Source organism: Halomonas campaniensis (assembly GCF_002211105.1).
Classification (GTDB): domain Bacteria; phylum Pseudomonadota; class Gammaproteobacteria; order Pseudomonadales; family Halomonadaceae; genus Vreelandella; species Vreelandella campaniensis_A.
In genome coordinates this window covers 417,694-429,806 of the sequence record NZ_JPUA01000037.1, presented here as the reverse complement: position 1 = coordinate 429,806, position 12,113 = coordinate 417,694, and the positions used below count along the sequence as shown (strand labels likewise).

At 54.9% G+C, this 12,113-nt stretch carries 11 protein-coding genes; 10 read left to right on the top strand and 1 reads right to left on the bottom strand.

Translation table 11 applies throughout. The annotated features are described in order from the left end of the window. The 10 genes from JI62_RS19350 to acpS all read left to right on the top strand — a co-directional run. Positions 1-836, top strand: an 836-nt coding sequence (locus JI62_RS19350) for a MucB/RseB C-terminal domain-containing protein (RefSeq protein ID WP_088701726.1), incomplete at its 5' end; no start/stop codon positions are given. Further along, positions 833-1,300, top strand: a complete 468-nt coding sequence (locus JI62_RS19345) for a SoxR reducing system RseC family protein (protein ID WP_088701725.1) — start codon at positions 833-835, stop codon at positions 1,298-1,300. The genes JI62_RS19350 and JI62_RS19345, both read left to right, overlap by 4 nt. Positions 1,301-1,382: 82 nt before the next feature. Further along, the gene (locus JI62_RS19340) at positions 1,383-2,807 is read left to right on the top strand and encodes a DegQ family serine endoprotease (protein ID WP_088701724.1); all 1,425 of its coding nucleotides are present in this window, start codon (positions 1,383-1,385) and stop codon (positions 2,805-2,807) included. Positions 2,808-3,003: 196 nt separating this feature from the next. After that, positions 3,004-4,821, top strand: coding sequence for a translation elongation factor 4 (gene lepA, locus JI62_RS19335; RefSeq protein WP_088701723.1), 1,818 nt, complete (start codon positions 3,004-3,006; stop codon positions 4,819-4,821). Between the two features lie 15 nt (positions 4,822-4,836). Beyond that, positions 4,837-5,640 carry a signal peptidase I gene (gene lepB / locus JI62_RS19330; protein ID WP_088701722.1) on the top strand — a complete coding sequence of 268 codons (804 nt, stop codon included), beginning with the start codon at positions 4,837-4,839 and terminating at the stop codon, positions 5,638-5,640. 67 nt (positions 5,641-5,707) lie between these two features. Beyond that, positions 5,708-6,400, top strand: coding sequence for a ribonuclease III (gene rnc, locus JI62_RS19325; RefSeq protein ID WP_088701721.1), 693 nt, complete (start codon positions 5,708-5,710; stop codon positions 6,398-6,400). Further along, positions 6,397-7,296: a GTPase Era gene (gene era, locus JI62_RS19320; RefSeq protein ID WP_035578621.1), complete on the top strand. Its 900-nt coding sequence runs from the start codon at positions 6,397-6,399 to the stop codon at positions 7,294-7,296. The genes rnc and era overlap by 4 nt, the downstream gene beginning before the upstream one ends. 8 nt (positions 7,297-7,304) lie before the next feature. Continuing rightward, the gene (recO, locus tag JI62_RS19315; protein ID WP_088701720.1) at positions 7,305-8,000 is read left to right on the top strand and encodes a DNA repair protein RecO; all 696 of its coding nucleotides are present in this window, start codon (positions 7,305-7,307) and stop codon (positions 7,998-8,000) included. A gap of 44 nt (positions 8,001-8,044) precedes the next feature. Beyond that, positions 8,045-8,881, top strand: a complete 837-nt coding sequence (pdxJ, locus tag JI62_RS19310; RefSeq protein ID WP_088701719.1) for a pyridoxine 5'-phosphate synthase — start codon at positions 8,045-8,047, stop codon at positions 8,879-8,881. Between the two features lie 33 nt (positions 8,882-8,914). Next, positions 8,915-9,304 (top strand): holo-ACP synthase, encoded by a 390-nt coding sequence (gene acpS / locus JI62_RS19305; RefSeq protein ID WP_088701718.1) that lies wholly within the window; start codon positions 8,915-8,917, stop codon positions 9,302-9,304. Between the two features lie 13 nt (positions 9,305-9,317). Here the strand turns inward: acpS and JI62_RS19300 are convergent, their stop codons facing one another. Further along, a complete protein-coding gene (locus JI62_RS19300; RefSeq protein WP_088701717.1) occupies positions 9,318-12,074 on the bottom strand; it encodes an ATP-binding protein in 2,757 nt (918 codons plus the stop codon). Positions 12,075-12,113: the final 39 nt, after the last annotated feature.

Here is a 12,113-nt window from a genome sequence, read left to right as displayed (position 1 = left end):
CCAGCCACTGTTATGCTTTTCAAGCGAGAGCAGTGGCTATCGACTCTGTCGATGTTCGCACGCTAGCACTGTCGCACCGCATTAAAGACGGCATTCGTCAGCAGGTGGTGCAGTACCTTGACGGCCCTTCCGTAAGCATTGAGCGTCGCTCACCGGTGGGCAGGTTGGCCTGGACTGAAGGGCATGGCAACGGTGAGCTACCTTCTCCAGCACGATGGGCAGCTCATCTTGAGAAATATTATGCTATCGAGCTTGAGGACAACGCCCGGGTAGCAGATCGTGATGCTATCAAGCTGGTTTTTGAACCCCGCGACCAGTGGCGCTTTTCACATGAGTGGTGGCTGGATGGTGATACCGGATTGCTGCTTAAGCATGTGCTCAGTGATCATCAAGGCAGGATCATTGAAACCTTTCAAATTACCCAGCTTCAGTCTCCCGAAAAATATACTGGCAGCGTCCGGGCGGCTACCCCTATCGTTATCGGCAGTACACCTTGGCGCGCCACTTGGTTGCCCGATGGCTTCGTTGCACAACCCGTCACTTTCGCCGGCGATGATATTTACCAGCGCGTTTACAGCGATGGTTTGGCTACCGTAAGTATCTTTGTCGAGCCCCTTGCGCAGGATGCAACCACTACCTTGCAAGAAGGTGTGCAACAGCTAGGGGTTTCGGCGGTGGCCATTGAGCATGCCATCACTGCTGAGGGGCGCTGGCAGTTGGTGGCGATTGGTGAGCTGCCGGTAGCGACGCTGCAGCGCATTGTTCGCTCAATCACTTTCGATCTCCTGGAAGACCCATCTCCGCAAAGCAACGATCAGACTGGGGAGATAGAATGATGACCTCGTCTTCCTGTGACGCTTTGTTTGATACTTCTCTACACCGTGCTGGCACGGTCGTCGATCATGTTGCGCAAAGTGTCATCGTAGAAATTTCCGCCCAACAGAACTGCGAGCAGTGCGCTCAGGGGGGAGGTTGTGGCGGCCGTTTGTTGGCGCGTCAGCGCAGTCAGCGCATTGCTGTTGCACTCCCCACGAGAACCAGTAACGCTGAGCGAAACTACCCGCTAGGCCGTCAAGTCACTATTAGCTTACCGCGCACCTCTGTCACGCTGCTGGCTTTTTGTGTTTATGGATTGCCACTTATGCTGGCGCTGTTGCTATCCGGCGCGGTGTCGTTTGTTAGTGACATGGTTTGGCTGGCACCGCTGAGTTTTTTTATTGCCTTGGTGGGCGGTTCGCTAGGTATTAAATACCTAATGCGTGGGCGTGGGGAACGCTTTCGCCCACGCTTGGTCAATTAGTTCGTCAATTTGGTTCTCTGGCATCTCGCTTTGAGTTGTTGATCTGTCATTGATTGCTATTACATTAAGTAGGAGCTCTTGCATGAAGCGCTTGATTCTCCCTTCCACGCTTTGGGTCTGTGTGGTGGCACTGCTAACGTTTGGCCAAGTCGCCAACGCTCAGAATTTGCCTGATTTCACTGCCTTAGTTGAAGACGCTGCTCCAGGGGTAGTGAATATCTCGACCAGTCGAACGGTACAGCGCAGTAGCGCGCCGGGTTTGGGCGGGTTCGGTGGTCAGGAAATCCCGGAAATTTTCCGCCACTTTTTTGGAGAGGAGTTCGGTGATCGCTTTCCTGCACCGCCTGGCGGCGGGCAGGGGCGTACAGAAGAGCGGCAGTCTTTAGGCTCCGGGTTCGTTATCAGTGAGGATGGTTATGTAATGACCAATGCACACGTTGTGCAAGATGCTGATGAGATCCTCGTGCGGCTCAATGATCGGCGTGAATTGAGTGCGGAAGTGATCGGTAGCGATCCACAAACTGATGTCGCGCTGCTTAAAATTGATGCCAGTGACTTGCCCACGCTCACTCTGGGGGATTCTGATGAGCTCAAAGTAGGTGAGTGGGTGGCTGCTATTGGTTCGCCTTTTGGTTTTGATCATTCGGTCACCGCGGGTATTGTCAGTGCCATTAACCGTACCTTGCCGCGAGATGCGTATGTGCCGTTTATTCAAACCGATGTAGCGATCAACCCCGGCAACTCCGGTGGCCCGCTGTTCAACCTAGATGGCGAAGTGGTGGGTATTAACTCGCAAATCTTTACCCGCAGCGGTGGCTTTATGGGCGTCTCGTTTGCCATTCCCATTAACGTTGCCATGGATGTGGCCGACCAGTTGCGTGAAGGTGGTCGCGTGAACCGTGGTTGGTTAGGAGTGATGATCCAGCCCGTGTCTGACGATCTGGCCGAATCGTTCGGCATGGAGAGTGCCATTGGCGCGCTGATTGCTGACCTTGATCCCGAAGGCCCCGCGGCACAGGGTGGGCTTCAGGCTGGCGATGTCATCCTTGAGGTCAATGGTGAAGAGGTCGAACGCTCGAGCTCACTGCCACGGCTGATTGGTAAAGGTGCGCCAGGCACCGAGGTGGAGCTCACCTTGATGCGTGACGGTGAAGAGCTGACCGAGTCAGTGGAATTAGGTAGCTGGCCAGATGCCGAGCAGCAGACGGCGCAGGGCAGCAGCAATAATCAAGCGCGTCTTGGCGTCATGGTCGCAGAAATTGATGACACCATGCGCGAGCAGTTGAATATTCCCGGCGGTGTGATCGTTCGCCAGGTTGAGTCTGGCAGCGTGGCTGCTGAGGCCGGCATTCTCCCAGGTGATGTGTTAGTGAGCATTGATCACCGCAGCGTTTCCTCTTCCAATGAGCTGGTAGAGATTGTCGAGGCGTTGCCCACCGACCGTGCTATTCCAGTACGTCTGTTCCGCGATGGGCGATCACTCTTCGTAGCGCTTCGTCTGGAATAACTCGCCTAATTTTCACTCCTGGTCCGGCGGTTCTCGCCGGACCGCTGTTCCTAGCCTGCGCATATCGCTACAATAGCGGATATCTTTTTGTCGGAAATGGCCCTTATTTTCAAACGGCAGCTGTTTTCGAGCTTTGAACTCTCGAAGCGGCCTGCTTATGCGGCCGCTTGCGTACCACTAAGGCAGAACAGACTCGATGTCCCAAGACGTTCCCAACGGAAAGCTTAAGCACATACGCAACTTCTCTATTATCGCCCACATTGACCATGGTAAATCGACGCTCTCTGATCGCCTGATCCAGACCTGCGAAGGGCTAACCGAGCGTGAGCTTAAAGAGCAAGTGCTCGATTCAATGGACATTGAGCGTGAGCGTGGTATTACCATCAAAGCGCAGTCGGTCACGCTGGATTACACCGCCGCTGATGGGCAGGTTTATCAGCTCAACTTTATCGATACTCCTGGGCATGTCGACTTCTCTTATGAAGTGTCGCGCTCGCTCTACGCCTGTGAAGGGGCGTTGCTGGTGGTCGATGCTGCCCAAGGGGTGGAGGCTCAGTCGGTCGCTAACTGTTATACCGCTATCGAACAAGGTCTGGAAGTACTGCCGGTACTTAACAAAATCGATTTGCCCCAAGCGGACTGCGACAAGGTTGCCCAGGAAATCGAAGAGATTATTGGCCTCGATGCCACTGATGCCTGCCAGGTTTCGGCTAAAAGCGGCATTGGCATTGATGCACTGCTTGAGCGTTTGGTGCGTGATATACCGCCGCCCAAAGGTGACCCGGACGCACCGCTGCAAGCGCTGATTATCGACTCCTGGTTTGATAACTACCTTGGTGTTGTCTCGTTAGTACGTCTTTTCGACGGCACGCTGCGTAAGGGCGACAAGATTCGCATTAAATCAACGGGACGCGATTGGGGCGCCACGGAAGTGGGTATTTTTACCCCCCAGCGCAAACAGACCGATATTCTGCGCGCAGGTGAAGTCGGCTTTATTGTCGCTGGCATCAAAGAGATTCACGGGGCACCAGTAGGCGATACGATTACCCACACCAAAACGCCTGATGTAGCGCGTCTGCCTGGTTTCCAAAAGGTAAAGCCGCAGGTGTATGCCGGTATGTTCCCGGTCAGTGCGGATGATTACGAAGATTTCCGCGATGCACTTGAAAAACTGGCGCTTAACGATGCCTCGCTCGAGTATGTGCCAGAGAACTCCGACGCACTTGGTTTTGGTTTCCGGGTAGGCTTTCTTGGCACCCTGCACATGGAGATCATTCAAGAGCGCCTGGAGCGAGAGTATGACATCGACCTGCTCACTACTGCGCCCACGGTTGTCTACGAACTGGCGATGAAGAATGGTGATGTTAACTACGTCTCCAACCCTTCCAAGCTGCCCGATATGGCCGACGTAGATGAAATGCGTGAACCGATCGTCCGCGCCAGCATATTGGTTCCCCAGGAATACGTGGGTAACGTCATTGCCGAGTGTGAGCAGCGTCGCGGTACCCAGCGAGACATGCAGTTCTTGGGTAATCAGATTCAGTTGGCCTACGAGCTACCCATGTCAGAAGTGGTCATGGACTTCTTTGATCGTCTGAAATCGATCTCCAAGGGATACGCGTCGCTCGAGTACAACTTCGAGCGTTTTGAGATGGCCAAGCTGGTGCGTCTTGATGTACTGATCAATGGCGACAAAGTTGACGCGCTAGCGGTGATTATCCACCGTGATCATGCGCATAGTCGTGGTCGTCTATTGGTCGAGAAAATGAAAGAGCTGATCCCACGGCAGATGTTTGATGTGGCGATTCAGGCGGCGATTGGTGGTCAAGTGGTAGCTCGCTCCACCGTGAAGGCGCTGCGCAAGAATGTGACGGCTAAGTGTTACGGCGGCGATGTCAGCCGTAAGAAAAAACTGCTCGAGAAACAGAAAGCAGGTAAGAAACGCATGAAACAAGTGGGGCGCGTGGAAATCCCCCAGGATGCCTTCCTTGCTGTGCTCAAGGTTAACGACTAGGAAAGAACGCCACTCATGGATTTTTCATTACTGCTGGTACTTGCCGTTGCGCTTTCGGGCGTTATTTACCTGTTGGACGTCTGGCTATTAAAGCCCAAGCGCCGCCAACGCTTCGCCGCAGCGGAGGCCAATGCCCAGGAGGGGCTGGATCCAGCTACCAGCGAGAAACTGCTTAAAGAGCCTTGGCCGGTTGACTATGCGCGTTCTTTTTTTCCAGTGCTGCTGGTAGTGCTGGTGGTGCGTAGTTTTATCATTGAACCCTTTCAGATTCCCTCTGGTTCAATGCGTCCTACGCTGGAAGTCGGCGACTTTATTCTGGTCAACAAATTCGCCTACGGACTACGTTTGCCGGTGGTGAACACCCGCTTTATCGAAGTTGGTGATCCTGAGCGTGGCGATGTCATGGTGTTTCGTTTCCCCGACGAGCCTTCGGTGAACTTCATCAAGCGTGTCGTCGGCATGCCCGGGGATCGCATCCGTTATGAAGGTAAGCAGCTCTACGTTAACGGTGAGCCGGTGGCGAAAGAGCTCATCGAAGAGGGGCCCGAAGGTTCGCCTCAACAGCTATTGTTAGAAGAGCGCCTGGGCGATGCCGAGCACTTTATTTATAACAACCCGCGTGACCCTGGCCCGCAAATGCGTGAAGTGGAAGTCCCTGAAGGGCACTACTTTATGATGGGGGATAATCGTGACCACTCCAACGACAGCCGTTACTGGGGGTTCGTACCGGAAGAGAATATTGTCGGGCGTGCGTTTGCGGTATGGATGCACTGGGACGGTGGGTTGCCAAGCTTTACCAGCGTACGGCGCATAGAATGAATCTGCTGCTTATGCTGAATTTAGTCAGTCATGTCACTTTAGTTAACGTCAATGACGTAGGAGAGCTGTGAGTAATTCCTTGAACGCTTTTTGCCGACGAATCGGCCATACCTTTGGCGACGAGACGCTATTGGAATTGGCCTTGACCCACCGCAGCTTCGGTGGTCGTAACAATGAGCGCCTGGAGTTTCTGGGTGACTCCATCGTCAATTTTGTTATCGCCGAAGCGCTGTTTCAGCGCTTTCCCCAGGCCCGGGAAGGGCAGCTTTCACGCCTGCGTGCACGCCTGGTAAAGGGACAAACCCTGGCGGAACTGGCCCGTGAAATGGAGTTTGGCGAGTGTTTGCGACTGGGGTCTGGCGAGATGAAAAGCGGTGGCCACCGTCGCGAATCTATTTTGGCGGATGCGGTAGAAGCCATTATTGGCGCTATTTATCTCGACGCCGGCATGGATGTGGTGCGGGACCGTGTGTTGAATTGGTACGCCAATAGGCTGGAAAATATTTCGTTACAAGATACCCAGAAAGATCCTAAAACCCGACTGCAGGAGTTTCTGCAATCGCGTCAAGCCGCGCTACCGCGGTATGAAGTTGTCTGCGTAAAGGGCGAGGCGCATGCCCAGACCTTTACCGTGGAGTGCTACATTGACCTGCTGGCTGAGCATACCACTGGTAAAGGCCCTAGCCGCCGTCATGCTGAACAGCAGGCGGCAGAAGAAGCGCTGTCGTACCTCGAAAAAAGCCCTGGAGATAAATCATGAGCCAAACCTGCGGATTCGTTGCCATTGTTGGCCGACCCAACGTGGGCAAATCAACCCTCATGAACCGTATTCTGGGGCAGAAGATATCGATCACTTCGCGGCGTCCGCAAACGACGCGCCATCAGGTGATGGGTATTAAAACGGTCGATGAGACGCAGTTTATCTACGTGGATACACCGGGCATGCACATCATGTCCAAGGATCGTAATAAAGCCATTAACCGCTTTATGAACCAGGCCGCCACTCAGGCGCTGCGCGATGTGGACTGTGTGGTGTTCATTATCGACCGTACCCGCTGGACGGAAGAGGATCAGGCGGTGTTGAAGCGGCTCGAGCATGTAAAAGCACCGGTGATTCTGGCGGTGAATAAGGTTGATCGCCTGGGCGAAAAGGGTGACCTACTGCCGTGGTTGGCAGAGGTGGGTGCCCGCCGTGACTTTGCGGCCATCGTGCCGATTTCAGCCAAGCACGGCACCCAGGTAGACACTCTGGAAGAGGAGGTCGCCAAACACCTGCCGGAGAGTGTGCACTTCTTCCCTGAAGACCAGATTACCGACAAAAGCCTGCGCTTCATGGCCGCCGAGCTGGTGCGTGAAAAAGTCATGCGCCAATTGGGCGACGAGCTGCCCTACCAGATGACCGTTGAAATTGAAGAGTTCCGTGAAACCGAGCGTGTGACGCATATCAGCGCACTGATTCTGGTCGAGCGTCAGGGGCAAAAAGTCATCCTAATTGGTGAAAACGGCGATCGCCTGAAGAGTATTGGCCGCGAGGCGCGCCTGGATATGGAGCGTGCCCTGGGTACCAAAGTGATGCTCAATTTATGGGTGAAAGTAAAACGCGGCTGGTCGGATGACGAACGCGCCCTGAAAAGCTTGGGTTACGACCTCGATTGAAAGTAGCGATGTCGCCAGAGCCGGCTTTTCTGCTCCACCGTCGGCCTTATCGTGAAACCAGTGCACTGGTGGATCTATTAACGCTTGATTACGGCAGAGTGCGTGCTGTCGCCCATGGTGGACAAAGGCCCGGCTCAAAATCCCGCCAGCGGCTGCAGCCGTTTACACCGCTGTTTGTGACCTGGCAGGGCAGCCGTGAGCTAAAGCGGCTTACCCTGATGGAGTCCCGCGGCCAGACAGCGCTGCTGGCCGGGGAAGGACTGCTATGCGGCCTTTACGCCAATGAGATTGCCACCCGGCTGTTGCCGCTGGAACTGCCAGCACCTGAGGTTTTTGCGTTTTACACCGCGCTGCTTGAAGCACTACCGGCGCCAGCGGAGCGAGCGCTGGCGTTACGCCGCTACGAGTGGGCGTTGTTAGAGGCGCTGGAGGCCACGCCGCAGTTTACGACACCAGAAGGCGGCGTCTTGGATCCCCAGCTCCGCTACCGCTTTGACACCGCCAGCCGGGCATTTATGCCTGCAGAGCGTGGGCTTGATGGCAGAACGCTGCGCTATATTGAGCAGGGGGATTGGCAGCATGAAGGCCTTGCCAATGCATTGAAGGCGGTGATGCGAGCGGCCTTGGCGCCCCATCTGGGCACTACCGTGTTACGTTCGCGGGAGCTGATGCTCGATTTAGCGCGGCGCCGTCAGCGCCCCTAATTACTGTTCTCAAACTCTTATCTTATCGTTGCGCTGGAGGCTCTATGCACCCCCCTCGGATACTGTTAGGCGTCAATATCGATCACATTGCGACACTTCGCCAAGCCCGTGGTACTCGTTACCCTGACCCCGTGCAGGCGGCATTAGTTGCGGAAGAGGCGGGGGCCGATGGCATTACGGTGCATTTGCGTGAAGACCGGCGGCATATTCAGCCCCGGGATGTGCGTATTCTGGCCGAAGTGCTTAATACGCGTATGAACCTGGAAATGGCCGTGACTGAAGAGATGCTTGCCCTGGCTGAAGAAATTCGTCCCGCCCATGTCTGTTTAGTGCCGGAAAAACGCGAAGAGCTGACCACCGAAGGCGGCCTGGATGTGGTCGGTGGCTTTGACGCCATTGCCAGTGCTTGCCAACGACTTAGTGCAGCGGGGTGCGACGTGTCCCTGTTTATCGATCCTGACGTAGAGCAGATTGATGCAGCCCTGCGCGCCGGAGCGCCAACGATTGAGCTGCACACAGGTGCTTATGCAGAAGCGCGTCCTGGTAGTGAGGTCGCCAATGCGGAGTATCAGCGCTTAACGACTGCCGCAACTCACGCGGTCTCATCAGGCTTGGTGGTGAATGCTGGCCACGGCTTGCACTACCATAACGTTGAGGCAATTGCGGCGCTGCCGGGCGTTAACGAGCTCAATATTGGCCATGCCATTATTGCCCGGGCGCTGTTTGTGGGTCTTAAAGAGGCCGTGCAGGAGATGAAGCGCTTAATCATTGCTGGCCAGGAAGCAGGTTTGATGGCGGCCCTCGATGCCCATGATCATGAGCACGACCATGATCATGAAAGCGGTTCAGGGCACGTTCATAATGGTTGCTGCGGGCATTAAACTGCGATTTCTATTGAGAGGTTTCTTTAGGCGATGATTGTGGGAATTGGCTCGGACATTGCCCGCGTTGAGCGTTTTACGCGGGCTATGCAGCGGCACGGACCGCGCTTTGCTCAGCGCATTTTAGGCCCCGAAGAGCATGCGCTTTGGCAGCAGAAATCTGAGCCCGCCGCATTCCTGGCCAAACGCTTCGCCGCCAAAGAGGCCTTTGTTAAAGCGTTGGGGTTAGGTCTACGCCAGGGTTTGCAGTGGTGTGATATTCAGGTGCTGAACGATGCCTTGGGTAAGCCCTATTTCCTGCTTAACGGCGAAGCTGGAAGACTTTTACAAGCGGCAGGTGTCACCACCAGCCACGTAACGTTGAGTGATGAAGCCGAGTACGCGGTGGCGTTTGTTGTACTAGAGCGTGAAACCCCAGACTAAGGTTGAGTTTTGCTTAATGCCTAAGCAGCAGTGGGCGCTGTGTACGTAGCCTTGCCATTGCCCGGTAGAGCTCTTCCAATAGCCCTTCAACATGGTCTAAGCCGCTGGTGCGCAGTCGGGTTTCCAGTGTCTCCACCAGCAAGGCCAGCTCTGGTGCGCCGCAGTAGCGGCTGGCGCCATTAAGCCCATGCACCCAGTCGAGTAGTGTGGGAAGATTTTGCTGGATAAACGCAGCGCGCATATGCTGTTCACTCTCATCCAGACTGTCGATTAGACGTTTTAGCTGCTCCCGCGCTAAAAACTCTTTACCCCCCGCCAGGCGTGCACCAATCTCAAGATCAATAACGGGTAGGGTGGCGGGGGGTGTGTGGCTAAAGCGCTGCGTATTGGCGGCGTTGCTGTCGCGCTGTGAAGGGGGCGCCGTTGCGCTACTGGACGTCAGTCGGTGGGTAACCCCCAAGAAGCGATTGAGTAACTGATCCAACTGTTTCTCATCAATCGGTTTTATCAGCACGTCATCAAGGCCTTCCGCTAGCCACTGCTGGCGTTCACTACTGAGTACGTGGGCCGTAACGGCAATAATGGGGCAGCGGGCCCAGGTGCTACTAAGCCGACGCAGCGCCTGGGTAGTCTGCACGCCATCCATCCCCGGCATACGAATATCCATTAACACCATGTCAACGTTACTGGTGTGTGCGAACTCTAGCGCCTGGTGACCGCTTTCTACCGTAATGACCTGTAGGGTTGGATCTGCAAGCATGCTTTTGAGCAACTCTCGGTTCGGCGCATTATCATCGACAATCAGTAATTTAAGTGGCTGGGGGGCTGCTGGTAGCGCTAGTAGCTCCTGGCCATCTTTATGCGCCATCAGTGCGGGTAGTAACAATTGCTTTAGCGTCGCCACCAACTGAGCGCGGGAAAAGGGTTTGTAAAGGATCTCTCCACCATGGGTTAAGTGCAGTGGTGGTAGGTCAAAGCTGTTGCCATTGGCTAAAATCAGAGTGGGGTAGGGCGTTTGGTCGATCACTGTTTGCCAGTGGGAGTGCCATTCAGGGCTAAAGTCGCTGTGTTCCAACCCTAAGATCATCAATTTCGCTGGCTCAGCGGCATCAAACGCGATGGGGTGTGCCTCCCAGCGCTGCAGTAAGTGTTCGAGCACATGGCGGGTAGGCGCATGCGTTTCATATAAGCGAATGGTCGGGTTGTCCAAGTGAACTTCGGGTGGCCGCTCGATAGCTTGGTGCGCAAGCATGGGAAGGGTAAAAGAGAAGGTCGTGCCTTTACCCAGCTCGCTTTCCACCTCTATCTCGCCGCCCATGCGCTCAATTAGTTGTCGGCAGATAGTAAGGCCCAGGCCACTGCCGCCAAATTGCCGTGAATGGCTGGGTTCGGCTTGGGAAAAAGCGCTAAACAGCGCTTCCTTGTGGGCCTCGCTTAGGCCAATGCCTGTGTCACTGACGCTGAGATTGAGTACCACATGCTGGCCTTCAAGGTTATCCAGCATGACGCGCACGATCACTTCGCCTTCATGGGTGAATTTGAGTGCATTGCCAATTAAGTTATTCAATACCTGATGTATACGTAGCGGGTCACCGGTAAGCGGTGTCGGTACGTCGTCGTATACCATGGCCACCAGGTGTAGCTGCTTGCGTTGGGCTTCGGGAGCATGCAGCCCCACCACTTCGTCAACCAGTGCAACAATATCGATATCCGTCTCTTCCAGAGTGAGGCGGTTCGCTTCAAGCTTGGAAAAGTCGAGTACGTCGTTAACCAGCATCAGCAGGTTGTCACAAGCGCGGTGTACGTGCTGCAGCCACTCCTGCTGACGTGTATCCAGTGATGAGCGCCCCAGTAACCGACAGAAGCCGATAATACCGTTCAGCGGTGTACGGATCTCATGGCTCATATTGGCTAAAAATTCAGACTTCACGGCGTTAGCTCGTAGCGCGCTGCGGTGAGCCAAATCGAGCTTGATATTCTGCTCTTCAATGGTTTCCATCGACTCTTGCAGCTCGCTGGTGGCCTGCTCAATTTGCGTTTGCATATTCCGCTGGGCCTGCTGAAAGTGCTCTGCCAGGGCGTTAATATGACCGCTCAGGTGGTGAAGTTCTGTCGCATTAGAGGGTGCCAAACCCAATCGATAGTCACCGCGGGATAGTCGATAAAGCGCTTGGTTGGCTTCTTCGATAGGGCGGGTGGCGTAGCGGCTGATGGCAAAAGCGACTAAAAACAGCAGCAGGCCCAGCAACATGCCGCCTAGGCTGAGGCTAGCGATCAACTTATAGCGCACCAGGGTGAGCGCTCGCGTGTCCATTTCGATATCTAGCCAGCCAACGCTACTGTTGCTTGCTGGGCTGGCTTGTCTTGTGCTGGTCTGGCTTGTACTGAGCTGAGGAGCCTCTAGCGGCAAACGCAGCCGCCAAACGTCCTCTTCCATGAGCAATTGGTGATCAGCGGGGGCGTTGAGTAACGAAGAGGGGGCTTGACCCAACTGTAAGATAAGGCTGCCTTGTTGATTAAATAACGCAACCCCGCGAAGTCCCTGCATATTGCGGAGCTGACGCGCAAGAATCTCCAGGTGCTGGGTATCACCCTTGACGATCGCATCAGCAAGGCTTGGGGCCAACAACTCGGCGGCACTTTCCAAGTGCGCTTGCTGTGCCGTACGCGCTTGCGTGTCACTCTGTATGACCAGTAGTACGGCCATCATGGCGTATACCAGTAGCGGAAAACCGAGTAAGGCGAATAGAAGACGGGTGTTCAAAGACATGAAAAGAACTCGTTGATTCAATGAGGTTGCCTGTCCAGC

Excerpts from the sequence above, each read along its gene's own strand:
- era (WP_035578621.1), top strand. The coding sequence starts at position 6,397 with ATGAGCCAAACCTGCGGATTCGTTGCCATTGTTGGCCGACCCAACGTG.
- lepB (WP_088701722.1), top strand. The coding sequence starts at position 4,837 with ATGGATTTTTCATTACTGCTGGTACTTGCCGTTGCGCTTTCGGGCGTT.
- recO (WP_088701720.1), top strand. The coding sequence starts at position 7,305 with ATGTCGCCAGAGCCGGCTTTTCTGCTCCACCGTCGGCCTTATCGTGAA.
- lepA (WP_088701723.1), top strand. The coding sequence starts at position 3,004 with ATGTCCCAAGACGTTCCCAACGGAAAGCTTAAGCACATACGCAACTTC.
- JI62_RS19300 (WP_088701717.1), bottom strand. The coding sequence starts at position 12,074 with ATGTCTTTGAACACCCGTCTTCTATTCGCCTTACTCGGTTTTCCGCTA.
- pdxJ (WP_088701719.1), top strand. The coding sequence starts at position 8,045 with ATGCACCCCCCTCGGATACTGTTAGGCGTCAATATCGATCACATTGCG.
- acpS (WP_088701718.1), top strand. The coding sequence starts at position 8,915 with ATGATTGTGGGAATTGGCTCGGACATTGCCCGCGTTGAGCGTTTTACG.
- JI62_RS19345 (WP_088701725.1), top strand. The coding sequence starts at position 833 with ATGATGACCTCGTCTTCCTGTGACGCTTTGTTTGATACTTCTCTACAC.
- JI62_RS19340 (WP_088701724.1), top strand. The coding sequence starts at position 1,383 with ATGAAGCGCTTGATTCTCCCTTCCACGCTTTGGGTCTGTGTGGTGGCA.